The organism is Anaerocolumna sedimenticola (genome assembly GCF_009931695.1).
Classification (GTDB): Bacteria; Bacillota; Clostridia; order Lachnospirales; family Lachnospiraceae; genus Anaerocolumna; species Anaerocolumna sedimenticola.
The window spans coordinates 1,611,761-1,636,334 of sequence record NZ_CP048000.1 but is presented as its reverse complement, the minus strand read 5'-3'; the positions used below and the strand labels follow the sequence as shown (position 1 = coordinate 1,636,334).

Below are 24,574 nucleotides of genomic sequence, written 5' to 3'. Positions count from 1 at the left end.
ATATCATCAAATAAATAATATTGTCAAGATTACCTGATACTTTAGGATTGACTATTGCCGGATATGGATTCATTTTTTTGTTGGCTTTCTACCTCTTGTTCTCTTACATTTTTCTTAAAGTTATTAATAGCGATATCCACATGATTCATTAGAGCTTGCCATTGTTTATCAGACATCTTAATATTTCTTTCACTGTCATTTTCTAATTGTTCATTGATCTCTTCCTTGACTTTCTCTACCCATTTCATTCTCTCAGTTTTAAATGTCTCAAACACTCCTGGATTGTCGCTATTATTTCCGTTCCTTTTAACAGATGAGTTACAATCATACTGTGTATTAACTCCCGTTATTTCCATAAAAGTTTCTCCTTATGATTTATACTTCTTCCTACTATATTGTATCGGATATCATTATAGAAAATTTAACAGTATACTCTCCAAAATATTAAAAAAGCCTTGGAACACTGTAGTTTCAAGGCTTTCATTATTATTCTCATTATCTCTTTGAGAACTCCAATGCAAGTAAAATCAGTATTTGAACATCTCATTTTGTATTACAAGGGGATTACAGTAAGTTCTTAAAGTTTTGTTTGACTAAGATTCAAATCACCATGACCTGTTTCAATTTTTCTTTAAAAATTGAATTTTCTCACTTCCATCTTTACAAACCACCTAATAGGTGGTATATTTGACTTAGATAAGGAACAACCGCCCACAAGGTGGTTTGACCGATTATAGAAGTAGAAACTCCACCCTTAAACCGTCCAAAGTATCAGGGTGGTTTTTCTATGTATAGCTACTTACAAAACGTAAAAACGAATGTAAGTAGTGCCAAAAGAAATATACCAAAAGTTAGTATATCCTTAAAATCGTAATGATTTTTCATAGGCATCACCCCCATCCCTAAAGAATGAAGGTCAACGCACCCTGCAACACAGTCGTTCCATGTTGTAATTCTATCACATTCTTCTATGTCTGACAACTCATATAAACCTCATATGGCTATGAAAAAAAATTTAACCCTTGCTGCGCTGCTGTTTCTAACCAATGTTACAGCTTTAGTACCTGTCGCTTCTGCATGTGCTAAAGCTACAACGGTACGTAAATTGAAAGTAATGTTTGGTCAGTTATATGATTACGCTATTATGCATGAAATTATATCCAAAGAACGTGACCTTGTGCAATATGTTGATATCAGCAATGTGGTAAATCCGAATGCCTTTGACAGAAAGCCTTTCAGTTAGAAGGTAGCATTACACCCATGTTGAAAATGAAGAATAATGACCGAGAAGAAGAATGACCGAAATAAATAAAATATAAATTCTGCAAAATGAGGGTTCAAAATCTGCTTTTTTGATACATTTTTTTGTGTATTACCTGTGTATTACAAGTTAATTTTTATTGATTTTAGTTGAGCCGTAAACTGAAGAAAACCCCGAAAACACTGGGTTTTTCGGGGTTGTAAAAATTCTTTTCTTATCTCTTTGAGAACTGTGGAGCACGACGTGCGGCTTTGAGACCGTATTTCTTTCTTTCTTTCATTCTTGGATCTCTGGTTAAGAAACCAGCTTTCTTTAAGGATGGACGATAATCCTGGTCAGCATGTAATAATGCTCTGGATATACCGTGTCTGATTGCACCAGCCTGGCCAGTGAAACCACCTCCGCGTACATTTACAAGAACGTCAAATTTATCAACTGTATCTGTAATAACCAATGGTTGGCGAACGATTAATTTTAAAGTTTCAAGTCCAAAGTATTCATCCATACTTCTTTTATTTATTATTACCTTACCAGTACCAGGTACTAAGTAAACTCTAGCAATACTGCTTTTTCTTCTTCCGGTTCCGTAATATTTTGCCTTAGCCAATGTAATTTCCTCCTTTCAACCTCTTTGATTAATATTTAATCTCTAATACTTCTGGTTTCTGAGCTGCATTGTCATGCTCTGGTCCAGCGTATACGTGTAATTTTGTGATCATTTGTCTTCCTAAAGGACCCTTTGGAAGCATTCCTTTAACTGCGATGTTGATTGCTTCACCAGGTTTTTTAGCCATTAATTCTCTTAAAGTGGTTTCTCTCATACCACCTACATAATCAGAGTGATTGTAATAAATTTTTTGATCTAATTTCTTTCCTGTTACTTTTATCTTATCAGCATTTACAACAATTACATAATCACCAGTATCAATGTGAGGTGTGTAAGTCGGTTTATTTTTGCCTCTTAATATCTTTGCAATTTCGGATGAAAGACGTCCTAAAGTATGACCTGTAGCATCTATTACATACCATTTTCTTTCAATCGTTGCTGGACTAGCCATAAAGCTTTTCATTGGTTACCCTCCTTAGATTAATTAAAATCTCAATAATTATCATTAATATATGTTAAAATACTCTACCGGGGCTTGGCTTAAGTATTCTCACGTCACATCTAAATATTATAATACATTCCACCTGGCGTGTCAATAGATTTTATGCGGTTTACGAATGATTTTCCAGATATTTATATTATAAATCATTCTACAAATTAACCGGTTTTATACTATTTATATAATATTATTCCATCCATTTTAAGTGAGAGAGTAATAATATATTTGATTTGAGTAACAAAAGTCTGATTTATAATCGATTTATTAAACTTACCACTGTATAATTTAAGTTTATTATCTATATAATTTTCTTATATTGTTCATTTCCTATAGAACCTCTAGATCCGGATAATCTATTTTAAGCAGGGTTAATCCCTGTGCAGGTGCCTTTGGGCCTGCAACCAGCCGGTTTTTTTTATCCAGTATCTCCTTCACATGATTCGGAGGATATATACCAAGCCCTACCTTTATTAAAGTTCCTACAATAATTCGAACCATATTATATAAGAATCCGTTTCCGGATATGGTTATCTGAATCATTTCTCCGTCTCTTATCACATTGATATCATATATCGTTCGTATTGTATCCGTAACCTGTGTTCTGGTAGAGCAAAAACTTTTAAAATCATGTTCTCCAATCAGGTATTTCGATGCTTCAGACATGGCTTCTGCCTGCAAAGGATAATAAATAAAATGAGTATACAGCCTTTGAGTAGGCAGGGGAAATCTGCTGTTTAATATACGATATTGATAGGTTTTCGTGCTATTGCAGAATCTTGGGTGAAAATCGATGGGAACTTCTCTGGACTGTTGTATAACAATATCCTTGGGCAACCTCTGGTTTAATGCAAAAGATATCTTTTCTCCCGGTATCTTAGTTTCCGTATCAAAAACAGCAACATTTCCGATAGCATGTACCCCGGAATCCGTCCTGCTTGCTCCAATTACGGCAATTGATTCTTTTAATAAATCACTTAAATGGCGGTTCAGAACTTCTTCAACGGTAATCCCATTTGGCTGAATCTGCCACCCGCAATAGTTTGTCCCGTCATAAGCTACTACTAACATAATTCTTTTCATATAAGCTCCCATTACTCAACCGTATTTATAATCAATAAAATCATCCTGTTATGCCAATGAATTTAATACAAATATAGCAGCAACATAAAGAATAAGTACCAAATAAGCCAGCATATCCCTTGTTGCATATTTAAGAGGTTTCATTTTCGTTCTTCCCTCACCCCCGCGGTAACACCTGGCTTCCATAGCCATAGCTAAATCATTGGCACGCCGGAATGCTGATACGAATAATGGAACTAATAAAGGAATAAGACTTTTCGCCCGCTTAATTAATCCGCCGGACTCGAAATCTGCACCTCTTGCCATCTGTGCTTTCATTATTTTATCCGTTTCCTCCATTAAAATAGGAATAAAACGTAAAGCGATGGACATCATCATAGATATTTCGTGTACCGGTACCTTTATTTTACGAAGCGGCCACATTACACTTTCCAACCCATCCGTTAAATGATTCGGTGTGGTTGTGAAAGTCATAAGTGAGGATCCTAATATTAGAAACACCAGTCGTAATCCCATTAATACGGCTGTTTCAATACCTTCCCTGGTTATTTTTATAAATCCCATTCGAAAAACTTCGGTTCCGGGAGTTAAAAACAAATTAAACATAACAGTAAACAACATAAGTACAAGGACAGCTTTCAGCCCTCTTACAATGAATCGAAACGGAACCTGGGATACTTTTATAATACATACTAAGAATAAAACCGCAAGTATATAACCGTAATAATTCTGAAACATAAATAATGAAAATATATATATAATTGTTCCGATTAATTTTACTCTTGGATCCAATCTGTGAAGGATGGAATCTACCGGATAATATTGTCCTATGGTAATATCTCTGATCATTTTTTATCTTCCTTTTTGTTATAACGATTTTCTAAGGGCACGAAGTATGGATACCTTTGCTTCCTCTACTGTTGTAGCAGAAGTGTTTACCGAAAACCCTCTTGATTTTAATTCATTCATAACATAAGTTACCTGTGGTGCAGCAAGTCCGATTTTCTCCAACTCTTTATAATGAGTAAAGACTTCATGGGGAGTATCGTTATAAACAATTTCACCTTTATTCATTACCACCAGCCGGTTGGCATATTTTGCGACATCTTCCATACTATGGGATACTAAAATTATGGTAATATTATTATCCTTATGAAGCCTCGCAATTTGTTCTAAGATTTCGTCTCTTCCTTTCGGATCTAATCCGGCTGTGGGTTCATCTAAAATCAGGACTTCCGGTTTCATAGCTAATACACCTGCAATTGCAACCCTTCGTTTTTGTCCGCCGGATAGCTCAAAGGGGGATGTATCCAGTAAGTCATCACTTAACCCGACCATTTTAACAGCATCATATGTTCTTAAATCTACTTCCAATTGATCCAAACCCAGATTTTTAGGCCCAAAACTTACGTCTTTATAAACTGTAGTTTCAAACAGCTGGTGTTCCGGATATTGAAAAACCAGTCCCACTTTGCTTCTTAAGCCTTTCATATTAAAATTTTTATCATAGATATCTTCGCCCTTATAATAGATGGTACCGCTTGTTCCTCTCATTAAGCCGTTTAGATGCTGCGTCAGAGTGGATTTGCCGGATCCGGTATGACCGATAAGCCCGATAAAGTCTCTCTCTTCAATTACCAGATTTATATCTTTTAATGCATGTTTTTCGTATGCATTTCCGGGGCTGTATATATAATTTAATTTATCCACAACCATTAACATAATAAACCTCCCGCAGCGTACAATAAACAGCTGCAATTTAATACACATATCCTTAAGCTATCCTGCTAATAGCTTCTACCAGTTCCTCTATATTAAGTATTCCTTTTGGAATCTCAAGGCCTTCTTTTCTTAATTCGTATGCCAGTTCTGTCACCTGTGGTACTGCCAGCCGGTATTGTTTTAATTCTTCTACTTTGGAGAATATTTCTCTCGGAGTACCGTGCATAACAACCTTTCCCCGGTCCATTACAATTACCTTATCCGCATGTATTACTTCTTCCATATAATGTGTGATAAGTAATACGGTAACTTTTTCTCTTTTATTTAATTCATGAATGGTTTGTATTACTTCTTTTCGGCCAATTGGATCTAACATGGCAGTTGGTTCATCAAGCACAATACATTCCGGTTTCATTGCCATAATACCGGCAATCGCTACTCTTTGTTTCTGGCCTCCGGATAACTTGTTCGGAGAATGCTTACGGTATTCCAGCATTCCTACTGCCTTTAGGCTTTCTTCAACCCGCTTCCATATTTCTTCTGTAGGTATGCCTAGATTTTCAGCGCCAAAACCAACATCTTCTTCTACGACTGTAGCAATAATCTGATTATCCGGATTCTGAAATACCATACCTGCCGTCTGGCGTATATCCCAAATCTTATTTTCTTCTTTGGTATTCATTCCGTTAACCCACACAGTTCCTTCCGTGGGAGTCAGAATTGCATTAATATGTTTTGCCATTGTACTTTTACCGGAACCATTATGCCCTAAAATAGCCACAAAATCACCTTTATTAACCTCGATATTAACATTATCAATGGCACGGTTAATGGACTCAACATTGCCCTCTTCATCCCGTCTTATATATTCAAATATTAAATTTTCTGCTTTAATCATTCCCATGTATATGACCTTCTTATGAATATAATTACTTTCTTAACTTTCTACATTGTAAAGTATAATAATAAGATTTGCAACGTATTTTTATTTTGGATCTAAATTCTTAAATTTTTATTACATTTATTACTTTTTTCTTCCTTATTATCATTTAAATTGACTTTTCAGATATTAAGTTATATAGTAACTTTAGTATCAACAATTATACAAATAATTAGTTTAAATAAGAGTTTGTATCGATTGTAATGATTATTTTCCTTTTATTTCCTTTTGTTTCCTTTTGTTATCCTTACTAATAATGAATTAATTACAAGAGTAGAAAGGACAATTGTGGTATGACAGATATAAAGAAAGAAATTTTTGAATGGGCAAAAGTTATTATATTAGCGATTGCCATTGCATTTATATTGAATCATTATGTTATTGTAAATGCACAGGTGCCAACCGGCTCCATGGAAAATACCGTTATGACTAAAGATAGAATTTTTGCATTCCGTCTGGCTTATCTATTTGAAGATCCACAAAGAGGAGATATTGTGGTTTTCCCTTTTCCTGATGATGAAAAAGTTAATTATCTAAAGAGAATTATAGGATTACCCGGAGATACCATTGAGATTAAGAATGGTAAAGTATACATAAATAACAGTAAAAAACCTTTAGAAGAAGACTATCTGAAAGAAACACCAACCGGATCCTTTGGTCCATATAAAGTTCCGGAAGATTCTTATTTTATGATGGGTGATAATAGGAATATCTCAGAGGATTCCAGGTTTTGGAATAATCCCTATGTAAAAAAAGAAAAAATATTAGGTAAAGCCATCATACGATATTATCCATCAATTAAATTACTAAATTAGGGTTCTAACCCCCAAACTTAATTAATTGTTTAGATTTATATTACTATTTAGATTTATATTATTATTTAGATTTATTACTATTTAAGATTTATATTGTTATTTAAGATTTATATTGTTATTTTTTTTACTTATTGTTGTTAATATCTACCTTACTATAAATGTGCAAAAATAGCTGTTTCATATAAATGAAACAGCTATTTTATTTCTGTTATATTTAATTAAATCAAATCAATTATACTAATTCGATTAGAACTTCCATAGCAGCATCACCTTTACGTGGTCCGATCTTTACGATTCTTGTATAACCACCATTACGGCTTACATACTTAGGTGCTATTTCATCGAATAATTTGTCTGTTACATCAACAGTTTTTGTATTTCTCTTTTTACCAGCTGCTTCTGTAGGTACTTCTGTTACGGAATAAAGGAATTTTAACATCTGTCTTCTTGCATGAAGGCGGGTTGCACTATCTTTTTTGATTGTTTTTTCAACATCATCATATACTGTAACCTTTTTACCGTTAACAACTTCTTTTACTTTATTACCATCTTTATCTTTACGAGCAACTTTAGCTTTTACTGTTACTGTTTCGAAATTATCTTTCTCTTTCACAGCTAATGCTATCATACTTTCAGCGATTCTGCGGATTTCTTTTGCTTTCGCTTCAGTTGTTACTATTTTACCATTATATAATAAATTTGTTACTTGGTTTCTAAGCAACGCTTTCCTTTGGTTGGATGTTCTTCCAAGTTTTCTATAGCCTGCCATTGTTTTCCCTCCTTTAACTTCTGTTTTTAGTCATCGCTTACATTAAGTGATAAGCCAAGCTCTTTCAGCTTTGCAAGTACTTCCTCTAATGACTTACGACCAAGATTTCTAACCTTCATCATATCTTCAGAAGTTTTATTCGTTAATTCTTCAACCGTATTGATTCCGGCTCTCTTGAGACAATTATAAGAACGAACTGATAATTCTAGCTCGTCAATATTCATTTCCAGAACTTTTTCTTTCTCATTATCTTCTTTTTCAACCATGACTTCTGCGGTCTTAGCATTTTCGGATAAATCGATAAATGAATTAAGATGTTCACTTAAAACCTTAGCAGCTAAGCTGACAGCTTCATCTGGAGCTAAAGTTCCGTTGGTATATACGTCTAGCGTAAGTTTATCAAAATCTGTTATTTGACCAACACGGGTATTCTCGACAGTTAAATTAACGCGTTCAACAGGCGTGTAGATGGAATCAATCGGTATTACACCAATTGGCAAATCATCATTTTTGTTTTTATCCGCACTAATATATCCTCTGCCCTTAGTAATGGTAATTTCCATATACAATTTACTGTCATTGCCGCCGTTAAGTGTTGCAATCGGTAATTCAGGGTTAAGTATCTCGATATCCGGATCAGCCTGGATATCCCCTGCTGTTACTACGCCTTCGCCTTCGAATTCAATGTAAGCCGTCTTCGGTTCATTTGTCTCACTTGTATTTTTGATTGCTAAACTCTTTAGATTCATGATTATTTCAGTAACATCCTCTTTAACTCCAGGAATAGCACTGAATTCATGAACAACGCCATCAATCTTAACTTGACTGACTGCAGCACCGGGTAAGGATGAAAGCATAATTCTTCTTAAAGAATTACCCAAGGTTGTACCGTATCCTCGTTCCAAAGGTTCTACTACAAAACGTCCAAATTTTTTATCTTCAGAAATTTCTGCAATTTCAATTTTTGGTTTCTCAAAATCAAACACAATAGGACCCTCCTTTTGGGTTATTATGATACGATTACTGATTACTTAGAATACAACTCGACGATAAGCATTTCATTTACCGGAACATCGATTTGATCTCTTGAAGGAATCTCTTTTACTGTGCCTTTTAAAGCTTCGTGATCTACTTCAAGCCAAGCTGGTATTGTTCTTCCAGCTGTTACTTCTAATACATCTTTATATCTTTGAGCGCTCTTGAATTTTTCTTTAATTTCAATAACGTCTCCTGTTTTTACAACGTAAGATGGAATGTTGATGCACTTTCCATTAACTAAAACGTGCTTGTGATCAACAATCTGTCTGGCTTCACTTCTTGTTCTGCCGAATCCTAAACGGAATAATACGTTATCCAGTCTAAGCTCAAGGAGAATCATAAGATTTTCACCAGTTGTACCGTATTTCATTTTCTTTGCTTTATCAAAATTGTTTCTGAAAGGTTTTTCCAGAATACCATATATAAATTTAGCCTTTTGTTTTTCTCTTAACTGTGTACCATACTCACTTAATTTTTTTCCGGCTCTTGAAGAAGTTCTGTTGGACTTCTTATCAATTCCTAAATAAGTAGGTTCCAGACCAAGTGATCTGCATTTCTTTAAAACAGGACCCATGTCTCTTGCCATAAGTTTATTACCTCCTATTAGACTCTTCTGCGTTTAGGTGGTCTACATCCGTTATGTGGAACCGGAGTGACATCCTTAATACTGGTTACTTCAATACCGCAAGCTTGAAGTGCACGAATTGCTGCTTCTCTTCCTGAACCTGGGCCTTTTACCATAACATCCACTGATCTTAAACCATGTACTAACGCTGCTTTAGCTGCTGTCTCAGCTGCCATCTGAGCTGCATATGGAGTGGATTTTCTGGAACCTCTAAATCCTAATCCGCCGGCACTAGCCCATGAAAGAGCATTGCCTTCTGCATCTGTCAGAGTAACAATTGTATTATTAAAAGATGACTGGATATGTGCCTGTCCACGATCGACGTTCTTTCTGACACGTTTCTTAGCCACTTTTTTTGCTATCTTTTTAGCCATTTAACAAACCCTCCTATTGGATTTTTAACTACTTAATATTATTTCGTGACTATTCAGTCACGGCGGTTCATACGAACCGATGCACACAAAAAATGGTATCATATTTTGGCACGGTATAACTCGAAATTCTACGAATTTCTCGAGATGGTTAAATAGTTAAATTACTTTTTCTTATTTGCAACTGTACGCTTTGGTCCTTTTCTAGTTCTAGCGTTTGTCTTAGTTTTCTGACCACGAACCGGAAGACCTTTTCTATGACGGATTCCTCTATAGCATCCGATTTCCTGAAGTCTCTTAATATTAAGAGCGATTTCTCTACGTAAATCACCTTCAACCTGTTGGGTTGCGTCAATAATATCACGAATTCTAGCTACTTCTTCGTCAGTTAAATCTCTGACACGTGTGTCAGGATTAACGTTAGCTTCTTTAAGAATGCGGTTAGAACTTACTCTTCCGATACCATAAATATAAGTAAGTCCGATTTCTACACGTTTCTCTCTTGGTAAATCTACACCACTGATACGAGCCATGTGCGTATTACACCTCCGTTGGATTTTAATAAGAGTGATTGAATTCAGTATCATATAAAAGTACTTAGCTTTATATGGTGAAATGTATACCTATCTTATCACCCTTTTGGGATTAAATGTTACTTTTAATAAAACATATTCTTAATTTTTCGCAACAAACAACTCTTCCAAGTGTTTCATTGCACAGCCGCTTTAAATTGTGACAAACACAGGGAAAGTTCCCCTGCTTGCTGTAAACATGATAATGACATGATTTACAAAACAATTTATTAAGTAAATTGTTCACAATATCACAATTGCTAAAAATGCAGATTGTAACACAAAAAGCAAGAACTATTCATATATAAAACAATTGAAGACCGCCATCCGGCCGGCTCTTCGATTGAATATTAGCCTTGTCTTTGTTTGTGTCTGGGATTTTCACAGATTACTCTGATACTGCCCTTTCTTTTAATAATCTTGCACTTTTCACAGATTGGTTTTACTGATGACCTTACTTTCACAGTAATTCACTCCTTTCAAAAAAAGTCCGTCTATCATTATAACACTGATATAACAGTAAATCAAGTAAAATAATAACATTTTTTAATTTTACTTGAAATTTATTTAAATTATTTGTCACGCCAAATAATTCTACCTTTAGTTAAATCATATGGAGATAATTCCAGGGTAACTTTATCACCCGGTACAATTTTAATGAAGTTCATGCGCAGCTTTCCGCTGATATGTGCTAATACTCTATGCCCATTCTCTAATTCTACCTGAAACATTGCATTGGGTAATTTTTCAATTACGGTTCCTTCGATTTCTACTACATCTGATTTTGACATTATGTCACCTCCATGATTGGATATAACCATTAACTATTACTAACAATAACTACATTTTACTATTTCGATAAAGCTTAATTGCTCTCTTAATATCTTCATTGATTATTTTCTCTTGTTTTAATTGTTTTTCTGCCAGGTTTTTATCTTTATAATTAACCAATTGAATATGTTTTATATTCTTTTTCTTGGGCTTTTCAAAAGTACGGTTTTACCATCCATTAAATAAACATATTCTGACTCCGATTTAAGTATGACAAATACTTCTCCCTTGTCATGGCCGGCCTTGGATACTACTAAACTGCCGAGTTCATATAATAACATATTGGTTCTCCACTTACATCTAATTCATTCTAATTACTTTCTTATGGACAGTATCTCAGGTTCTCCATCGGTTATTAGAATTGTATTTTCATAATGAGCCGATAATGATCCGTCATCCGTGGTCACGGTCCAGTCATCATCTTCCCAATATACATCATAACGCCCGGCATTCACCATAGGCTCTATAGCAAATGTCATTCCAGGTTCTAACCGGATTCCTCTTCTCTTCTGACGGAAATTCGGTATCTGAGGTTCTTCATGCATGTTTTTACCAATTCCATGTCCAACAAGATCTCTGACTACAGAAAAACCAAAAGACTCTACATAATCTTGAATAGCAGCAGAGATTTCATATAGATGATTGCCAGCTTTTGCATATTTAATACCTTCATAGAAGCTTTGTTCTGTAACTTCAATAAGCTTTAAGGCTTCTTCATTTACCTCTCCTACTGCCCAGGTTCTGGCAGCATCGGATTGATAGCCTTTATAAATAACACCTGCGTCTAAACTGACAATATCTCCATCTCTTAAAAATGTACTCTTATTTGGGATTCCATGAACTACCTGCTCATTTATGGAAACACAGATAGAAGCAGGGAAACCATTATAGTTTAAAAAGGATGGTATACAACCATAGCTTCTGATAATCTCATCTGCTTTTTTGTCAATATCCAGGGTAGATATGCCGGGCTTTATATACTTTTCAAGCTCTTCATGTACAATAGCCAGGATGTTGCCAGCTTCACGCATTAATTCAATTTCTCTTTCTGATTTAATAATTACTGACATAATCTCTCCCATGCATTAATATTCATAATATATTAATGTATTGCATTTTTTGCATTAAATAGATCTTTACTGTTCCAATATACTTACAATATCACTAAATACCTCAGCCATATCTTTAGTTCCGTCAACTTCAACTAAAATACCCTGATTTTTATAAAAATCAATTAAAGGCTGCGTTTGTTCATGATACACTTTTAATCTCTTTAATACTGTTTCAGGCTTATCATCATCCCTTAATACCAATTCCGAGCTACAAACATCACAGATGCCTTCTACTTTAGTGGGAATGTGCTCTAAATGATAAGTAGCGCCACAGTTTAAGCAGGCTCTGCGGCCAGACATTCTGTCTACTATATTAGAATCCGGTACCTCAACATTTACTGCAAAATCAATTTTTTCATTAATTGCTTTTAATGCAGAATCTAATGCTTCTGCCTGGGGTATTGTTCTGGGAAAACCATCAAATACATATCCATTGACACAGTCTTCCTGCTTAACCCTGTCTACAACAAGATCAACCACTAATTCATCCGGTACCAGTAATCCCTGATCCATATAAGACTTTGCTTTGTTACCAAGTTCCGTACCGTTTTTAATATTTGCTCTGAATATATCTCCAGTTGATATATGGGGATTCCATATTTATCTGCTATTCTTTTAGCCTGTGTACCTTTACCTGCTCCAGGCGCGCCTAACATAATAATTTTCATTCTAACCTCCATGTGCAGATATCATCTGCTATTAGATCCTTTACACCTTGAAGAAACTGCTGAGCAGATTCTTTTTCATACTTAAATCATTATATGCACGGCGGTAATACTTCGCCTTTTATTTCAATTTTTTCAAATGCCGATTAAATAGATTTAGCAAAAAAGTATAATCTGCAAATGGCGGAGCAGGGGCTCCGCCTTAGCAAAATATATTATGTCTGTTAATCGTTTAAGAATCCTTTATAATGACGGACTAACATCTGAGATTCAATTTGTTTCGTCGTATCAAGTACAACACCTACAATAATGATTAAGGATGTTCCGCCGAAAGATACATCTGCACCAAATGCTCCTGAAAAGAAAATAGGAATAACTGCTACAATGGTAAGACCAACAGCACCTATAAAAATTACATTATTTAATACTTTGGTTAAATAATCTGTAGTTGGTTTTCCCGGACGGATACCAGGAATAAATCCACCCTGCTTTTTCATATTGTTTGAAACCTCAATCGGATTAAAGGTAATTGAAGTATAGAAGTATGCAAAGAAGATTACCAGTACAATGTAGATTAATAAACCAATAGAGTATTTAAATTCACCTAAACTTGTAAAATTACACCAGGTGTTTTGATTTAATAAGTACAATACTTTAGGCCAAATATATGCTCTTGCCGGTGTTACCCCAAAGAAAGATGAGATAACGATTGGAAATTGCATTAATGAGCCTGCAAAGATTACCGGAATAACACCGGCTGTATTTACTTTTAAAGGAATATGGGAAGACTGGCCGCCAACCATCTTCCTTCCTTGTACTTTCTTAGCATATTGTACGGGGATTTTTCTTTGTGCATTCTGAAGTAAAACAATGAAAGCAACGACAGCGGCTATAATAACAATGATTACAACAGCACCAATAAGTCCATTAATTACATTAGATGCACCAGCGACAAATTTTTTATAAAGGTTTGTAATATCATTAGGCATTCTTGCGATGATATTAATTAAAAGGATAATTGAGATACCATTTCCAACGCCTTTTTCTGTAATTCTTTCGCCCAACCACATTAAGAATGCAGAACCGGCAGTTAAGGATGCTACGATGATAACTACATTCGTAAATGTAGTACCACCTTCTAACAAACCAGAACTTCCGAAACCGATTGCCATAGCAATGGATTCAATAAGAGATAAACCGATCGTGACATAACGGGTAAACTCTACAATTTTCTTTCTACCGTCTTCTCCCTCTTTCTGAAGTTCCTCAAGTTTAGGAATTGCAATTGTGAGCAACTGCATAATAATGGAGGATGTAATATATGGCGTAATGTTTAACGCAAATATTGACATTTGTGTAAAAGAACCACCTGTTAAAGTATCAAAGAATCCTAAAGAAGTCTGTGTTCCAATCCACTGGGAGAAATATTCTCTATCGATACGTGGTACAGGAAGTTGAGAGCCAAGTCTTACTAAAATCAGTGCTATAAAAGTAAACACTAATTTACTTCTTATATCTTTAATCTTAAAAGCATTTCGGAACGTTTTAAACATATCCTAAATCACCTCAGCATTTCCACCAAGAGCTTTGATCTTTGCGATTGCACTTTCGCTGAATGCGTTAACCTTAACATCAAGCTTCTTAGTAAGTTCTCCATTTCCTAGAATCTTAACACCATCTTTGGGTTATTGATGATACCGATTTCCATTAATGATTCAACGGTAACAAGGGCGCCATCTTCAAATCTGTTTAATTTATCTACGTTAACTGAAATAATTTCTTTTGTATTTCTATTAGTAAAACCTCTTTTCGGTAATGTTCTGATAAATGGTGTCTGACCACCTTCAAAACCTACCCTTGGTGCTCCTGAACGAGCTTTTTGGCCTTTATGACCTTTACCTGCGGTTTTACCATTGCCTGAACCATGTCCGCGTCCTCTTCTAAAGTTTGCACTTTGTTTGGAACCGTCAGCTGGTCTTAATTCTGATAAATTCATCGTTACACCTCCTTACTCGTTTAGTAATTATATCTCTTCAACCTTTACTAAATGTCTTACTTGGTCAATCATACCTCTGATTGCGGCATTATCCGGCATTTCAACAGATTTATTAGGTTTTTTAAGTCCTAATGCTTCAACTGTTTTCTTATGCTTTGGAATTGCGCCAATAGTAGACTTTACTAAAGTTATCTTTAATTTACCTGCCATTTTAAGCCCCTCCTAACCTAACATCTCTTCTACAGAAATACCGCGAAGCTTAGCTACTTCTTCAGGAGTCTTTAACTGACTTAATCCATCAATTGTAGCAAGAACTACGTTTTGCTTATTGTTAGAGCCAAGTGATTTAGTACGGATATTCTTAAAACCTGCAAGTTCAAGAACATTACGTGCCGGACCTCCTGCAATAACACCGGTACCTTCAGGAGAACGCTTTAATAATACAGTTGCGCTGCCGAATTTACCAATGTAATCATGTGGTACGCTGCCGTTTTCGTCGATAGGAAGAGAAATTAATTTCTTCATAGCATCTTCTTTTCCCTTACGAATAGCTTCCGGAATTTCTGCTGCTTTTCCTAAGCCTGCACCAACGTGTCCATTTTTGTCACCAACTACTACTAAAGCTGTAAATCTGAAATTACGTCCGCCTTTAACTACTTTAGTAACACGTTTAATTGATACTACTTTATCTTCTAATTCACCTAGTTGACTAGCATCAACGATTGTACGTTTCATGTGTTTTCCTCCTTGCTTAGAATTCCAGACCAGCTTCTCTGGCTGCATCTGCTAATGCTTTTACCTTTCCCTGATATATGAAACCGCCTCTATCAAAGACAACTGCTGTAATACCTTTTTCCAATGCTTTTTTTGCAATTACAGTACCTAAATATGCAGCTGCAGCTACATCGTTTGTTTTCTCGAGTTCAGCCTTAACATCCTTTTGAAGTGTAGAAGCTGATACTAAAGTATTACCAACCGTATCGTCAATAATTTGAGCGTACATATGATTATTACTTCTAAACACAGCTAAACGTGGTCTTTCAGGAGTTCCGGTGAAACGATTACGTAATTTTCTATGTTTATTTACACGAACTTCAGATCTTGATTCTTTACTAACCATTGTATTTCACCTCCAATTATTTCTTACCAGTCTTACCAACTTTACGTCTAATCACTTCATCAGCATATTTAATACCCTTGCCCTTATATGGTTCAGGTCTCTTCTTATCTCTGATTTCAGCAGCGTATTGGCCAACTTTTCTTTATCAATACCTTTTACTGTAATCTTGTTTTGTCCTTCTAATACAGTTTCAACACCTTCCGGATCAACCATTACTACTGGATGTGAATATCCTAATGTTAAGGTCAATTCCTTACCGGCTTTTGCTGCTCTATAACCAACACCGTTGATTTCAAGCACTTTCTCATAACCAGCTGTTACACCGATTACCATATTGTTAATTAATGTTCTCGTAAGACCATGTAAAGATTTCATTCTTTTTAATTCATTAGGTCTGGTTACAACAATTTCAGAACCTTCTAACTTAATTATCATTTCAGACGCTAAAACTCTGGAAAGAGTTCCTTTCGGTCCTTTTACGGTTAATTTATTATTTTCTGCAATATCAACAGTAACGCCTGCTGGTACCGCGATAGGCATTCTTCCTATACGTGACATGCCCGCACCTCCTATTATTTTGTGTAGGTTTTATTGTATTTCATTCTTCTTTGTCCTATTAAGACGCCATACTCAGAAAAGCTTCCTCGTTGTCCGTCAGTACCCGCTTCGTCAAAACATGCCCTACGGGTACTATATCGATTCCTCGAATCGATATGCTGACTACCAGATGAATGCTAATACCTCTCCGCCTACGTTAAGCTTTCTGGCTTCTTTATCAGTAACAACACCTTTGTTCGTAGAAATAATAGCTATACCAAGACCTCCAAGTACTTTTGGAAGCTCATCCTTGTTAGCATAAACACGAAGACCTGGCTTAGAGATTCTCTTAAGACCTGTAATAATCTTAACATTTTTATCTTTACCATATTTTAATGTAATATGGATTGTTTTAAAGTTATCTACTTCTTCAATATCATATTTCTTAATATAACCCTCTTTAAGAAGAATATCAGCGATAGCTATCTTCATCTTAGAAGCAGGTATATCTACCGTATCATGTTTTGCAGTACTTGCGTTACGGATTCTTGTAAGCATATCTGCAATTGGATCACTCATTGTCATGTCATTTGCCTCCTTCCTTGTTTCCTACCAGCTTGCTTTCTTAACACCTGGTATTTGTCCTTTATAAGCTAATTCACGGAAGCAGATTCTGCAAATTCCGTATTTTCTTAAATATGCATGTGGACGACCACAGATTCTGCAACGGTTATATTCTCTGGTAGAGAATTTTTGTGTACGCTGTTGCTTAATCTTCATTGACGTTTTAGCCATGGAATTCCCTCCTAACTATTTTTTGAATGGCATACCGAATAATGTCAATAATTCACGAGCTTCTTCATCTGTTTTAGCTGTGGTTACGAAGATAATATCCATTCCTCTAACCTTATCAATTTTGTCGTATTCGATTTCAGGGAAAATAACCTGTTCTTTAATACCAAGGGAGTAATTTCCTCTTCCGTCAAATGCATTGCCATTAACACCTCTAAAGTCACGTACACGAGGTAAAGCTAAATTTATAAGACGATCTGCAAATTCATACATTTTATCGCCTCTTAATGTAACCTTACATCCGATTGGCATACCTTCTCTGATTTTAAAGTTAGCGACGGATTTCTTAGCTTTTGTTACAACAGCTTTCTGTCCTGCTATGATTTCCATATCTTTAATTGCTGCGTCTAAAAGCTTGGAATTATCTTTTGCTTCACCAACGCCCATGTTAATAACGATTTTATCTAATTTAGGTACTTCCATAACATTCTTATAACCGAATTTTTTAGTCATACCATCTATGATTTCATTTAAATAGGTTTCTTTTAATCTAGTCAACTTATGAGACCTCCTCTCTTAGAATTAGTCGATTACTTCGCCGGTTGATTTCGCAATACGAACTTTTTTGGAACCTTTTTTACCTTCCGTGGTTGTAAAACCAAGTCTGGTAACTTTTCCCTTGTGAACGTACATAACGTTTGAAATATCAATCGGTGATTCTTGATGGATAATTCCACCTTTAGGATTAGATTGGCTTGCTTTACTATGTTTAGTAACCATATTAACGCCTTCTACTAATACCTTGCTATCCATAACAGCGATTACTTTGCCTTCTTTGCCTTTATCTTTACCGGTTATAATCTTTACGTTATCACCTTTTTTGATTTTAATAGTAGACACAGTCGACACCTCCTTATAATACTTCTGGTGCTAATGAAACGATTTTCATGAATTGTTTTTCTCTTAATTCTCTTGCTACTGGTCCGAAAATACGAGTTCCTTTTGGATTCTTATCTTCTTTTATAATAACAGCTGCATTTTCATCAAACTTGATATAGGAACCATCTTTACGACGAGCTCCTTTCACAGTACGAACAACAACAGCTTTCACAACGTCACCTTTTTTAACAACACCACCTGGTGTTGCATCTTTAACCGACGCAACAATAATATCGCCGATACCAGCATATCTTCTGGTGGATCCGCCAAGTACACGGATGCAAAGTAATTCTTTTGCGCCTGTATTGTCAGCAACTCTAAGTCTTGATTCTTGTTGTATCATGACTTTACTCCTTTCAGCACTTCTTATTTCGCTCTTTCAATAATTTCAACAAGTCTCCATCTCTTATCTTTAGATATAGGTCTTGTTTCCATAACTTTTACTCTATCGCCAATATTGCATTCATTGTTCTCGTCATGTGCTTTTAATTTATAAGTTCTTTTTACAATCTTGTTGTATAAAGGATGCTTCACATGGTCAATAACTGCTACTGTGATTGTTTTATCCATTTTATCACTGATAACTTTACCAGTACGAACTTTTCTCAGATTTCTTTCCACAACAATTTCTCCTTTCCTAAATCGTCGATTCCCGTGATTAGTTAGAAGCCTTAGCTTTTTCAGAAATCACTGTTTGAATTCTTGCAATATTTTTTCTAACTTCTTTAATTCTGCTTGTATTATCTAACTGATTTGTTGCGTTCTGGAACCTTAAGTTAAAAAGTTCCTTTTTAGCAGCTACTAATTCTTCGTTTAATTCGGAAGCGGTTTTTACTTTTAAGTCTTCTACATATTTATTAGTTTTCACTGCCCGCACCTCCTTCTAAGTCTGCGCGAGAAACTACTTTACATTTAACCGGTAATTTATGCATAGCAAGACGTAATGCTTCTCTGGCTGTTTCTTCAGGAACACCTGAAATTTCGAACATTACACGTCCTGGCTTTACAACTGCTACCCAGTATTCTAATGAGCCCTTACCGGAACCCATTCGAGTTTCAGCTGGTTTCGTTGTTACAGGTTTATCGGGGAATATTTTAATCCAAACTTTACCGCCACGTTTGATATAACGAGTCATAGCAATACGGGCTGCTTCGATTTGGTTTGATTTAATCCAAGCTGGTTCTAATGATACCAGACCAAATTCGCCGTTAGAGATAGTATTACCTCTTAATGCTTTTCCTGCCATGGAGCCACGGAATTGTTTACGGCGTTTTACTCTTTTTGGCATTAACATTATTTATCGCTCCCTTCCTTTTTTGCCTTTGTTGGAAGTACTTCACCTTGGTAAATCCATACTTTAACGCCTAATTTACCATAAGTGGTATCTGCTTCTGCAAATCCATAATCAATATCCGCACGTAAAGTCTGTAACGGAATAGTTCCTTCACTGTAGAATTCAGTACGAGCCATATCTGCACCGCCAAGACGTCCTGCAACAGCAGCTTTAATACCTTTTGCTCCTGCTTTCATAGTTCTTGACATAGTTGATTTCATTGCTCTTCTGAAAGAAATACGGTTTTCAAGTTGAGCGGCAATATTTTCAGCTACTAATTGAGCGTTCATATCCGGTTTCTTGATTTCTTTGATGTCTACCATTAATTTCTTAGTAGTAAATCTTTGAATATCTGATTTTAACTTTTCAATTTCTGCTCCGCCTTTACCGATTACTACACCGGGTTTAGCAGTGAAAATGATAACCTTTAAACGATCAGATGCGCGTTCGATTTCGATCTTAGCAACACCTGCACTGTATAATTTCTTTTTCAGATATGTTCTGATATTGTAGTCTTCTACTAAGTTGTCTGCAAAATCAGCTTCAGCATACCATCTTGAGTCCCAGTCACTAATAACTCCGACTCTTAAGCCATGAGGATTAACTTTCTGTCCCATTATTGCCCTCCTTATCTTTCATTTAGTACAACAGTGATATGGCTTAATCTCTTTAAGATTCTGTAAGCTCTACCCTGTGCCCTAGGTCTGATTCTCTTCATTGTCGGTGCCTGATTTGCGTAGCACTCTTCTATATATAATTTCGTCACGTCCATGCCATTATTATTTTCAGCATTCGCAATTGCGGATTTTAAAACCTTCTCTATAACAGTTGATGCATATCTTGGATTGTAAGCTAAAATACCAAGAGCTGTCTCAACATCTTTACCTCGGATGGCGTCTAAAACGAAACAAGCTTTCTGTACAGACACTCTTGCATAAGAAACTTTTGCACTTGGTCTTGTATCTCTATTCTCATTTCTTTCTCTCTTTATCTGGGATCTATGTCCTTTCGCCATGGATGAAACCTCCTTTCAATTCCAATCTATCTTATCTCTTAGTCTTCTTTTCGTCTTTTCCATGTCCTCTATAAGTTCTGGTAGCTACAAACTCACCTAGTTTGTGTCCAACCATATCTTCTGTTACATATACAGGCACATGTCTTCTTCCGTCATGAACTGCGATTGTATGTCCAACCATCTGAGGGAAAATAGTAGAACGACGTGACCAAGTCTTGATAACAGACTTATCACCTGCTTTATTCATAGCATCTACTTTTTTAAGTAAATGATCATCAGCAAATGGTCCTTTTTTTAATGAACGAGCCATAGGTTTAACCTCCTTAATTATTTAACAGTTTTACCGTCTCTTCTTCTTACGATCAGCTTGTTAGATGACTTGTTGGTCTTTCTTGTCTTTAAGCCAAGAGCAGGTTTACCCCAAGGTGTTACAGGGCCTGGACGACCAATACCAGTCTTACCTTCACCACCACCGTGTGGATGGTCATTCGGGTTCATTACGGAACCGCGGACAGTAGGTCTGATACCCATATGACGTTTACGACCGGCTTTACCAATGTTAATTAATTCATGATCAATGTTACCAACCTGGCCAACAGTTGCACGGCAGATAATTGGAACTAATCTCATTTCACCAGAAGGTAAACGAAGTGTTGCATATTTTCCTTCTTTCGCCATTAACTGTGCTGCATTACCTGCGGAACGAACTAACTGTCCGCCCTTGCCAGGGTATAATTCAATGTTGTGTACCTGAGTACCAACCGGAATGTTCTGAAGTGGTAAGCAGTTACCAACTCTAACTTCTGCTGTTTCACCATTCATGATTGTTGTTCCAACGGTAAGTCCGTTAGGAGCAAGGATATATGCTTTTTCACCGTCTGCATAGCAGATTAAAGCGATATTAGCTGTTCTGTTAGGATCATATTCGATCGTTTTAACAACTGCCGGAATACCATCTTTCTTTCTTTTAAAATCGATAATTCTATATTTTCTTCTAGAGCCGCCGCCCTGATGTCTTACTGTAATCTTTCCTTGATTGTTACGACCTGCATTTTTATTAATAGAAACTACTAAAGATTTTTCAGGTGTAGCTGTTGTGATTTCTGTAAAATCAGATGCAGTCATATGTCTTCTGGAAGGTGTATATGGGTTAAACTTTTTGATTCCCATCTTTTGCACTCCTTTCGAGCAATTATTTTATTCTGTTATCGGCGAATAAACACCATAATTTGTTTAATGCTTCTTAATTACAGACCTGCAAAAATTTCGATTTCTGCACTGTCTTCTGTTAATTGAACGATTGCTTTCTTTTTAGCTGAAGTTTTACCGGTTGTATTACCACGTCTGCGGTTTTTACCTTCTAAATTCATCGTGTTAACACTTACAACCTTTGTTCCCGGGAACATTTTTTCTACAGCTTCTCTGATTTGGTTCTTTGTAGCATCCGGATGAACGGAGAATGTATATTTCTTCTCGCTCATGGAGTTCATGCTCTTTTCAGTAATAACCGGTTTGAGTATAACATCATAATATTTTAAATCTGCCATTATGCGTACACCTCCTCAATCTTTGCCACTGCATCCTTGGTTAATACTAATGAATCATATTTTAAGATATCATATACATTAATCGTGTTAGGTAATGCAGTTCTAATAGAAGGAATATTTCTTGCAGAAAGAATTACGTTATCATTTTCTCTCCAAGAACTACTAATGCTTTGTTAACATTTAAGCTGTTAAGTACTGCTGCCATTTTCTTTGTTTTGATTTCATCAAAGTTAAGTTCATCCAGTACAAAAATCTTCTCAGCTGCTACTCTGGAAGTTAAAGCTGATTTTAATGCGATTCTCTTTTCCTTTCTGTTTAACTTAAAGGAATATTCTCTTGGCTTTGGAGCAAATACTACGCCGCCGCCTTTCCATTGAGGTGATCTTGTTGAACCCTGTCTAGCATGACCGGTTCCTTTTTGTCTCCAGGGTTTTCTTCCGCCGCCGCTTACTTCCGCACGTGTCTTAGCGCTTTGTGTTCCCTGACGTTTATTTGCAAGTTGTTGAACAACTGCCAAGTGAACTAAATGTTCATTAACTTCTACTCCGAAGATAGCATCGTTTAATTCAATAGAACCAACGGCTTTGCCTTCCATATTATAAACAGATACGTTTGCCATCTGTGTGTTCCTCCTTTCTCAAAGCTTCTAGTTTGCTTTCACGGTATTCTTCAATATTACCATAGATTTTTTCGGTCCTGGAACAGCACCTTTAACTAAGATAATGTTGTTTGCGGTGTCAATTCTTACGACTTCAAGATTCTGAACAGTTACTTTTACATTACCCATGTGTCCTGGCATGTGTTTCCCTTTAAATACTCTACCCGGGCTTGTTGCTGCACCGTTGGAACCTGCATGTCTGTGGAACTTGGAACCATGAGCCATAGGTCCTCTGGACTGTCCGTGTCTCTTAATTGCACCCTGGAATCCCTTACCTTTTGATTTAGCAGTAGCATCAACTCTTTCACCTTCTGCGAAGATGTCAACCTTGATTTCTTGTCCTACTGTGTAATCAGCGGCATTATCAAACCTGAACTCTTTAAGATACTTTTTGTTTGCAACACCTGCTTTTGCAAAGTGTCCTTTTCTTGGCTTATTTACTAATACTTCGCGGATATCGCCAAAGCCTACCTGAACAGCGCTATATCCATCGTTTTCAACAGTTTTAACCTGTGTTACCGCACAAGGACCAGCCTGTAATACAGTAACCGGGATTAATGCTCCACTTTCATTGAAGACTTGAGTCATTCCGACTTTAGTAGCTAAAATTGCTTTTTTCATTGCTTATTGCACCTCCTGTTAATCTACAGCGGATTACACGATCGTGTAATCATCCTAGATGGTCTACCATGGGTGCCGGTTACTGATTTAACCATTACCTATATATAAACCCTAAAGGATTTCTTTCTTTTTGTTTCATTTGGATTAAAACGATTATTTCATCAGATGAATCAATTATTTCATCAAATGAATTTATTTCATTTTAATGTCGATGTACACACCAGCCGGCATTTCTAATCTTGATAATGCATCAACTGTTTTTTGTGTAGGTGTGATGATATCGATTAATCTCTTATGAGTTCTTTGTTCGAACTGCTCTCTGGAATCCTTGTACTTGTGTACCGCTCTGAGGATTGTTATTACTTCCTTCTTAGTAGGTAGGGGTACCGGTCCGCTCACCTTTGATCCTGTCTTTTTTACAGTCTCGATGATTTTTGCAGCTGACTGATCGATTAATTGATGATCATACGCTTTCAATGTAATTCTCATTACTTGACTTGCCATAAAAAAAGTCGCCTCCTTTTCGCACTTAATTGCAGTACGACAAGCGGTGACTGTACACTCAACCGTGTGTGTCATAGCATCAAAACCTATTTTTGTAAATTGCAACGTCTCATTTACAATGCAGTTTTGCAAGACTTACCCACGTTTATCTGCCCGAAGCAGAAAGACTTGTTTTGTACAGTGACTTGTCGCCAGTTTCATAACTTGACATTCGCTCCACGGAAAACCTACATATTATGTAGCAACCTCACGTTTCTACGCTATCAATGTCACAGCACTAATTAGTATACTACAGGAAAATAATTAATGCAAGTATTTTTTTACAAATATTTATTTTTTATTTTAAATTTTTTATAGTGTTCTAATTCAGACTTTTGTAAGTAAAATTATTCATTTTATAGGGATAAAATCCTGTTCCCATAATCAGACGCACGGCGGATAAGGCACTGCCTTTTATCGGAAGATTAAAACCAGCTTCCAATAAGTTTATTATAGGTAGTTTTTTCTAATCTATTCCAGTTAAAGCGCAGAATGTTTATACTTTCCTCCCGGAGTTCTATTATTATCATAAGAATGCTCGGAGAAATTTCCTATAAACCGGAAG

General features: G+C 36.0%; 37 protein-coding genes and 4 pseudogenes. 2 read left to right on the top strand and 39 right to left on the bottom strand.

All coding sequences use genetic code 11. The features are described 5' to 3' along the window. Positions 1 to 41 precede the first annotated feature (41 nt). A complete protein-coding gene (locus Ana3638_RS07385) occupies positions 42 to 356 on the bottom strand; it encodes a hypothetical protein (protein ID WP_161837450.1) in 315 nt (104 codons plus the stop codon). A 641-nt stretch (positions 357 to 997) separates the two neighbouring features. Between Ana3638_RS07385 and Ana3638_RS07380 the strand changes: the two genes are divergently transcribed. Next, the gene (locus Ana3638_RS07380; RefSeq protein WP_161837449.1) at positions 998 to 1,243 is read left to right on the top strand and encodes a hypothetical protein; all 246 of its coding nucleotides are present in this window, start codon (positions 998 to 1,000) and stop codon (positions 1,241 to 1,243) included. Positions 1,244 to 1,475: 232 nt separating this feature from the next. Here Ana3638_RS07380 and rpsI read toward each other — a convergent pair whose 3' ends face one another. The 6 genes from rpsI to Ana3638_RS07350 form a co-directional block, all read right to left on the bottom strand. Continuing rightward, complete coding sequence (rpsI, locus tag Ana3638_RS07375) at positions 1,476 to 1,868, bottom strand: 30S ribosomal protein S9 (protein ID WP_161837448.1); 393 nt, start codon at positions 1,866 to 1,868, stop codon at positions 1,476 to 1,478. Between the two features lie 28 nt (positions 1,869 to 1,896). Then, positions 1,897 to 2,331 (bottom strand): 50S ribosomal protein L13, encoded by a 435-nt coding sequence (rplM, locus tag Ana3638_RS07370; RefSeq protein WP_161837447.1) that lies wholly within the window; start codon positions 2,329 to 2,331, stop codon positions 1,897 to 1,899. A 363-nt stretch (positions 2,332 to 2,694) separates the two neighbouring features. Beyond that, positions 2,695 to 3,447 carry a tRNA pseudouridine(38-40) synthase TruA gene (truA, locus tag Ana3638_RS07365; protein WP_161837446.1) on the bottom strand — a complete coding sequence of 251 codons (753 nt, stop codon included), beginning with the start codon at positions 3,445 to 3,447 and terminating at the stop codon, positions 2,695 to 2,697. 48 nt (positions 3,448 to 3,495) lie between these two features. Beyond that, complete coding sequence (locus tag Ana3638_RS07360) at positions 3,496 to 4,296, bottom strand: energy-coupling factor transporter transmembrane component T family protein (protein ID WP_161837445.1); 801 nt, start codon at positions 4,294 to 4,296, stop codon at positions 3,496 to 3,498. An 18-nt stretch (positions 4,297 to 4,314) separates the two neighbouring features. Beyond that, positions 4,315 to 5,169 (bottom strand): energy-coupling factor transporter ATPase, encoded by an 855-nt coding sequence (locus tag Ana3638_RS07355; protein ID WP_161837444.1) that lies wholly within the window; start codon positions 5,167 to 5,169, stop codon positions 4,315 to 4,317. A 52-nt stretch (positions 5,170 to 5,221) separates the two neighbouring features. After that, on the bottom strand, positions 5,222 to 6,073 hold the full coding sequence (locus Ana3638_RS07350) for an energy-coupling factor transporter ATPase (protein ID WP_161837443.1): 852 nt from the start codon (positions 6,071 to 6,073) through the stop codon (positions 5,222 to 5,224). A 329-nt stretch (positions 6,074 to 6,402) separates the two neighbouring features. Here Ana3638_RS07350 and lepB point away from each other — a divergent pair, with 329 nt between their 5' ends. Further along, complete coding sequence (gene lepB / locus Ana3638_RS07345) at positions 6,403 to 6,924, top strand: signal peptidase I (protein WP_161837442.1); 522 nt, start codon at positions 6,403 to 6,405, stop codon at positions 6,922 to 6,924. Between the two features lie 232 nt (positions 6,925 to 7,156). Here the strand turns inward: lepB and Ana3638_RS07340 are convergent, their stop codons facing one another. From Ana3638_RS07340 to rpsJ, 32 genes and pseudogenes are all read right to left on the bottom strand, one after another. After that, entirely contained in the window at positions 7,157 to 7,693 is a 537-nt protein-coding gene (locus Ana3638_RS07340; RefSeq protein ID WP_161837441.1) for a bL17 family ribosomal protein, read from the bottom strand. Positions 7,694 to 7,719: 26 nt separating this feature from the next. Continuing rightward, positions 7,720 to 8,679 (bottom strand): DNA-directed RNA polymerase subunit alpha, encoded by a 960-nt coding sequence (locus Ana3638_RS07335; protein WP_161837440.1) that lies wholly within the window; start codon positions 8,677 to 8,679, stop codon positions 7,720 to 7,722. A gap of 41 nt (positions 8,680 to 8,720) precedes the next feature. Beyond that, the gene (rpsD, locus tag Ana3638_RS07330) at positions 8,721 to 9,317 is read right to left on the bottom strand and encodes a 30S ribosomal protein S4 (RefSeq protein ID WP_161837439.1); all 597 of its coding nucleotides are present in this window, start codon (positions 9,315 to 9,317) and stop codon (positions 8,721 to 8,723) included. 17 nt (positions 9,318 to 9,334) lie between these two features. Next, the gene (rpsK, locus tag Ana3638_RS07325) at positions 9,335 to 9,730 is read right to left on the bottom strand and encodes a 30S ribosomal protein S11 (protein WP_161837438.1); all 396 of its coding nucleotides are present in this window, start codon (positions 9,728 to 9,730) and stop codon (positions 9,335 to 9,337) included. Between the two features lie 161 nt (positions 9,731 to 9,891). Then, on the bottom strand, positions 9,892 to 10,260 hold the full coding sequence (gene rpsM, locus Ana3638_RS07320; protein ID WP_161837437.1) for a 30S ribosomal protein S13: 369 nt from the start codon (positions 10,258 to 10,260) through the stop codon (positions 9,892 to 9,894). A gap of 389 nt (positions 10,261 to 10,649) precedes the next feature. After that, positions 10,650 to 10,763, bottom strand: coding sequence for a 50S ribosomal protein L36 (gene rpmJ, locus Ana3638_RS07315; protein WP_073285411.1), 114 nt, complete (start codon positions 10,761 to 10,763; stop codon positions 10,650 to 10,652). Positions 10,764 to 10,871: 108 nt separating this feature from the next. Beyond that, on the bottom strand, positions 10,872 to 11,090 hold the full coding sequence (gene infA, locus Ana3638_RS07310; RefSeq protein WP_033168705.1) for a translation initiation factor IF-1: 219 nt from the start codon (positions 11,088 to 11,090) through the stop codon (positions 10,872 to 10,874). A 171-nt stretch (positions 11,091 to 11,261) separates the two neighbouring features. After that, positions 11,262 to 11,411: a KOW domain-containing RNA-binding protein gene (locus tag Ana3638_RS24965; protein WP_246240858.1), complete on the bottom strand. Its 150-nt coding sequence runs from the start codon at positions 11,409 to 11,411 to the stop codon at positions 11,262 to 11,264. A 33-nt stretch (positions 11,412 to 11,444) separates the two neighbouring features. Then, entirely contained in the window at positions 11,445 to 12,200 is a 756-nt protein-coding gene (gene map / locus Ana3638_RS07300; RefSeq protein ID WP_161837436.1) for a type I methionyl aminopeptidase, read from the bottom strand. A gap of 66 nt (positions 12,201 to 12,266) precedes the next feature. Then, a pseudogene (locus Ana3638_RS07295) lies at positions 12,267 to 12,898 on the bottom strand (adenylate kinase). Positions 12,899 to 13,131: 233 nt separating this feature from the next. Beyond that, entirely contained in the window at positions 13,132 to 14,460 is a 1,329-nt protein-coding gene (gene secY / locus Ana3638_RS07290) for a preprotein translocase subunit SecY (RefSeq protein ID WP_161837435.1), read from the bottom strand. Between the two features lie 3 nt (positions 14,461 to 14,463). After that, positions 14,464 to 14,903: pseudogene (gene rplO, locus Ana3638_RS07285) on the bottom strand (50S ribosomal protein L15). A 27-nt stretch (positions 14,904 to 14,930) separates the two neighbouring features. Then, on the bottom strand, positions 14,931 to 15,113 hold the full coding sequence (rpmD, locus tag Ana3638_RS07280) for a 50S ribosomal protein L30 (protein WP_161837434.1): 183 nt from the start codon (positions 15,111 to 15,113) through the stop codon (positions 14,931 to 14,933). A 12-nt stretch (positions 15,114 to 15,125) separates the two neighbouring features. Continuing rightward, positions 15,126 to 15,638, bottom strand: coding sequence for a 30S ribosomal protein S5 (rpsE, locus tag Ana3638_RS07275; RefSeq protein WP_161837433.1), 513 nt, complete (start codon positions 15,636 to 15,638; stop codon positions 15,126 to 15,128). A gap of 16 nt (positions 15,639 to 15,654) precedes the next feature. Beyond that, the gene (gene rplR, locus Ana3638_RS07270; RefSeq protein WP_161837432.1) at positions 15,655 to 16,023 is read right to left on the bottom strand and encodes a 50S ribosomal protein L18; all 369 of its coding nucleotides are present in this window, start codon (positions 16,021 to 16,023) and stop codon (positions 15,655 to 15,657) included. A gap of 16 nt (positions 16,024 to 16,039) precedes the next feature. Next, positions 16,040 to 16,581: pseudogene (gene rplF / locus Ana3638_RS07265) on the bottom strand (50S ribosomal protein L6). 162 nt (positions 16,582 to 16,743) lie between these two features. Further along, positions 16,744 to 17,145: a 30S ribosomal protein S8 gene (rpsH, locus tag Ana3638_RS07260; RefSeq protein ID WP_161837431.1), complete on the bottom strand. Its 402-nt coding sequence runs from the start codon at positions 17,143 to 17,145 to the stop codon at positions 16,744 to 16,746. Positions 17,146 to 17,169: 24 nt separating this feature from the next. After that, positions 17,170 to 17,355 carry a type Z 30S ribosomal protein S14 gene (locus Ana3638_RS07255; RefSeq protein WP_161837430.1) on the bottom strand — a complete coding sequence of 62 codons (186 nt, stop codon included), beginning with the start codon at positions 17,353 to 17,355 and terminating at the stop codon, positions 17,170 to 17,172. Positions 17,356 to 17,370: 15 nt separating this feature from the next. Continuing rightward, on the bottom strand, positions 17,371 to 17,910 hold the full coding sequence (rplE, locus tag Ana3638_RS07250) for a 50S ribosomal protein L5 (RefSeq protein ID WP_161837429.1): 540 nt from the start codon (positions 17,908 to 17,910) through the stop codon (positions 17,371 to 17,373). A 24-nt stretch (positions 17,911 to 17,934) separates the two neighbouring features. Continuing rightward, a complete protein-coding gene (gene rplX / locus Ana3638_RS07245) occupies positions 17,935 to 18,252 on the bottom strand; it encodes a 50S ribosomal protein L24 (RefSeq protein ID WP_161837428.1) in 318 nt (105 codons plus the stop codon). Positions 18,253 to 18,265: 13 nt separating this feature from the next. Continuing rightward, complete coding sequence (rplN, locus tag Ana3638_RS07240; protein ID WP_161837427.1) at positions 18,266 to 18,634, bottom strand: 50S ribosomal protein L14; 369 nt, start codon at positions 18,632 to 18,634, stop codon at positions 18,266 to 18,268. A 23-nt stretch (positions 18,635 to 18,657) separates the two neighbouring features. Beyond that, positions 18,658 to 18,912: a 30S ribosomal protein S17 gene (gene rpsQ / locus Ana3638_RS07235; protein ID WP_408609500.1), complete on the bottom strand. Its 255-nt coding sequence runs from the start codon at positions 18,910 to 18,912 to the stop codon at positions 18,658 to 18,660. A gap of 37 nt (positions 18,913 to 18,949) precedes the next feature. Beyond that, positions 18,950 to 19,159, bottom strand: a complete 210-nt coding sequence (gene rpmC / locus Ana3638_RS07230) for a 50S ribosomal protein L29 (RefSeq protein ID WP_161837426.1) — start codon at positions 19,157 to 19,159, stop codon at positions 18,950 to 18,952. Continuing rightward, positions 19,149 to 19,586 carry a 50S ribosomal protein L16 gene (rplP, locus tag Ana3638_RS07225; RefSeq protein WP_161837425.1) on the bottom strand — a complete coding sequence of 146 codons (438 nt, stop codon included), beginning with the start codon at positions 19,584 to 19,586 and terminating at the stop codon, positions 19,149 to 19,151. The genes rpmC and rplP overlap by 11 nt, the downstream gene beginning before the upstream one ends. Further along, positions 19,586 to 20,242 (bottom strand): 30S ribosomal protein S3, encoded by a 657-nt coding sequence (rpsC, locus tag Ana3638_RS07220; protein WP_161837424.1) that lies wholly within the window; start codon positions 20,240 to 20,242, stop codon positions 19,586 to 19,588. The genes rplP and rpsC overlap by 1 nt, the downstream gene beginning before the upstream one ends. A gap of 11 nt (positions 20,243 to 20,253) precedes the next feature. Continuing rightward, complete coding sequence (gene rplV / locus Ana3638_RS07215; protein ID WP_161837423.1) at positions 20,254 to 20,640, bottom strand: 50S ribosomal protein L22; 387 nt, start codon at positions 20,638 to 20,640, stop codon at positions 20,254 to 20,256. 31 nt (positions 20,641 to 20,671) lie between these two features. Further along, on the bottom strand, positions 20,672 to 20,950 hold the full coding sequence (gene rpsS / locus Ana3638_RS07210) for a 30S ribosomal protein S19 (RefSeq protein ID WP_161837422.1): 279 nt from the start codon (positions 20,948 to 20,950) through the stop codon (positions 20,672 to 20,674). Positions 20,951 to 20,967: 17 nt separating this feature from the next. Then, the gene (gene rplB / locus Ana3638_RS07205) at positions 20,968 to 21,810 is read right to left on the bottom strand and encodes a 50S ribosomal protein L2 (RefSeq protein WP_161837421.1); all 843 of its coding nucleotides are present in this window, start codon (positions 21,808 to 21,810) and stop codon (positions 20,968 to 20,970) included. 77 nt (positions 21,811 to 21,887) lie between these two features. Next, positions 21,888 to 22,187, bottom strand: coding sequence for a 50S ribosomal protein L23 (gene rplW, locus Ana3638_RS07200; RefSeq protein WP_161837420.1), 300 nt, complete (start codon positions 22,185 to 22,187; stop codon positions 21,888 to 21,890). Beyond that, positions 22,187 to 22,806: pseudogene (rplD, locus tag Ana3638_RS07195) on the bottom strand (50S ribosomal protein L4). Before rplD ends, rplW begins: the two are co-directional and overlap by 1 nt. Before the next feature lie 27 nt (positions 22,807 to 22,833). Then, entirely contained in the window at positions 22,834 to 23,466 is a 633-nt protein-coding gene (rplC, locus tag Ana3638_RS07190) for a 50S ribosomal protein L3 (RefSeq protein ID WP_161837419.1), read from the bottom strand. Positions 23,467 to 23,658: 192 nt separating this feature from the next. Continuing rightward, positions 23,659 to 23,970, bottom strand: coding sequence for a 30S ribosomal protein S10 (rpsJ, locus tag Ana3638_RS07185; protein WP_161837418.1), 312 nt, complete (start codon positions 23,968 to 23,970; stop codon positions 23,659 to 23,661). Positions 23,971 to 24,574 lie beyond the last annotated feature (604 nt).

Excerpts from the sequence above, each read along its gene's own strand:
- Ana3638_RS07385 (WP_161837450.1), bottom strand. The coding sequence starts at position 356 with ATGGAAATAACGGGAGTTAATACACAGTATGATTGTAACTCATCTGTT.
- Ana3638_RS07380 (WP_161837449.1), top strand. The coding sequence starts at position 998 with ATGGCTATGAAAAAAAATTTAACCCTTGCTGCGCTGCTGTTTCTAACC.
- rplM (WP_161837447.1), bottom strand. The coding sequence starts at position 2,331 with ATGAAAAGCTTTATGGCTAGTCCAGCAACGATTGAAAGAAAATGGTAT.
- truA (WP_161837446.1), bottom strand. The coding sequence starts at position 3,447 with ATGAAAAGAATTATGTTAGTAGTAGCTTATGACGGGACAAACTATTGC.
- Ana3638_RS07360 (WP_161837445.1), bottom strand. The coding sequence starts at position 4,296 with ATGATCAGAGATATTACCATAGGACAATATTATCCGGTAGATTCCATC.
- Ana3638_RS07355 (WP_161837444.1), bottom strand. The coding sequence starts at position 5,169 with ATGTTAATGGTTGTGGATAAATTAAATTATATATACAGCCCCGGAAAT.
- Ana3638_RS07350 (WP_161837443.1), bottom strand. The coding sequence starts at position 6,073 with ATGGGAATGATTAAAGCAGAAAATTTAATATTTGAATATATAAGACGG.
- lepB (WP_161837442.1), top strand. The coding sequence starts at position 6,403 with ATGACAGATATAAAGAAAGAAATTTTTGAATGGGCAAAAGTTATTATA.
- Ana3638_RS07340 (WP_161837441.1), bottom strand. The coding sequence starts at position 7,693 with ATGGCAGGCTATAGAAAACTTGGAAGAACATCCAACCAAAGGAAAGCG.
- rpsD (WP_161837439.1), bottom strand. The coding sequence starts at position 9,317 with ATGGCAAGAGACATGGGTCCTGTTTTAAAGAAATGCAGATCACTTGGT.
- rpsK (WP_161837438.1), bottom strand. The coding sequence starts at position 9,730 with ATGGCTAAAAAGATAGCAAAAAAAGTGGCTAAGAAACGTGTCAGAAAG.
- rpsM (WP_161837437.1), bottom strand. The coding sequence starts at position 10,260 with ATGGCTCGTATCAGTGGTGTAGATTTACCAAGAGAGAAACGTGTAGAA.
- infA (WP_033168705.1), bottom strand. The coding sequence starts at position 11,090 with ATGTCAAAATCAGATGTAGTAGAAATCGAAGGAACCGTAATTGAAAAA.
- Ana3638_RS24965 (WP_246240858.1), bottom strand. The coding sequence starts at position 11,411 with ATGTTATTATATGAACTCGGCAGTTTAGTAGTATCCAAGGCCGGCCAT.
- map (WP_161837436.1), bottom strand. The coding sequence starts at position 12,200 with ATGTCAGTAATTATTAAATCAGAAAGAGAAATTGAATTAATGCGTGAA.
- secY (WP_161837435.1), bottom strand. The coding sequence starts at position 14,460 with ATGTTTAAAACGTTCCGAAATGCTTTTAAGATTAAAGATATAAGAAGT.
- rpmD (WP_161837434.1), bottom strand. The coding sequence starts at position 15,113 with ATGGCAGGTAAATTAAAGATAACTTTAGTAAAGTCTACTATTGGCGCA.
- rpsE (WP_161837433.1), bottom strand. The coding sequence starts at position 15,638 with ATGAAACGTACAATCGTTGATGCTAGTCAACTAGGTGAATTAGAAGAT.
- rplR (WP_161837432.1), bottom strand. The coding sequence starts at position 16,023 with ATGGTTAGTAAAGAATCAAGATCTGAAGTTCGTGTAAATAAACATAGA.
- rpsH (WP_161837431.1), bottom strand. The coding sequence starts at position 17,145 with ATGACAATGAGTGATCCAATTGCAGATATGCTTACAAGAATCCGTAAC.
- Ana3638_RS07255 (WP_161837430.1), bottom strand. The coding sequence starts at position 17,355 with ATGGCTAAAACGTCAATGAAGATTAAGCAACAGCGTACACAAAAATTC.
- rplN (WP_161837427.1), bottom strand. The coding sequence starts at position 18,634 with ATGATACAACAAGAATCAAGACTTAGAGTTGCTGACAATACAGGCGCA.
- rplP (WP_161837425.1), bottom strand. The coding sequence starts at position 19,586 with ATGTTAATGCCAAAAAGAGTAAAACGCCGTAAACAATTCCGTGGCTCC.
- rpsC (WP_161837424.1), bottom strand. The coding sequence starts at position 20,242 with ATGGGACAGAAAGTTAATCCTCATGGCTTAAGAGTCGGAGTTATTAGT.
- rplV (WP_161837423.1), bottom strand. The coding sequence starts at position 20,640 with ATGGCGAAAGGACATAGATCCCAGATAAAGAGAGAAAGAAATGAGAAT.
- rpsS (WP_161837422.1), bottom strand. The coding sequence starts at position 20,950 with ATGGCTCGTTCATTAAAAAAAGGACCATTTGCTGATGATCATTTACTT.
- rplB (WP_161837421.1), bottom strand. The coding sequence starts at position 21,810 with ATGGGAATCAAAAAGTTTAACCCATATACACCTTCCAGAAGACATATG.
- rplW (WP_161837420.1), bottom strand. The coding sequence starts at position 22,187 with ATGGCAGATTTAAAATATTATGATGTTATACTCAAACCGGTTATTACT.
- rplC (WP_161837419.1), bottom strand. The coding sequence starts at position 23,466 with ATGAAAAAAGCAATTTTAGCTACTAAAGTCGGAATGACTCAAGTCTTC.
- rpsJ (WP_161837418.1), bottom strand. The coding sequence starts at position 23,970 with ATGGCAAGTCAAGTAATGAGAATTACATTGAAAGCGTATGATCATCAA.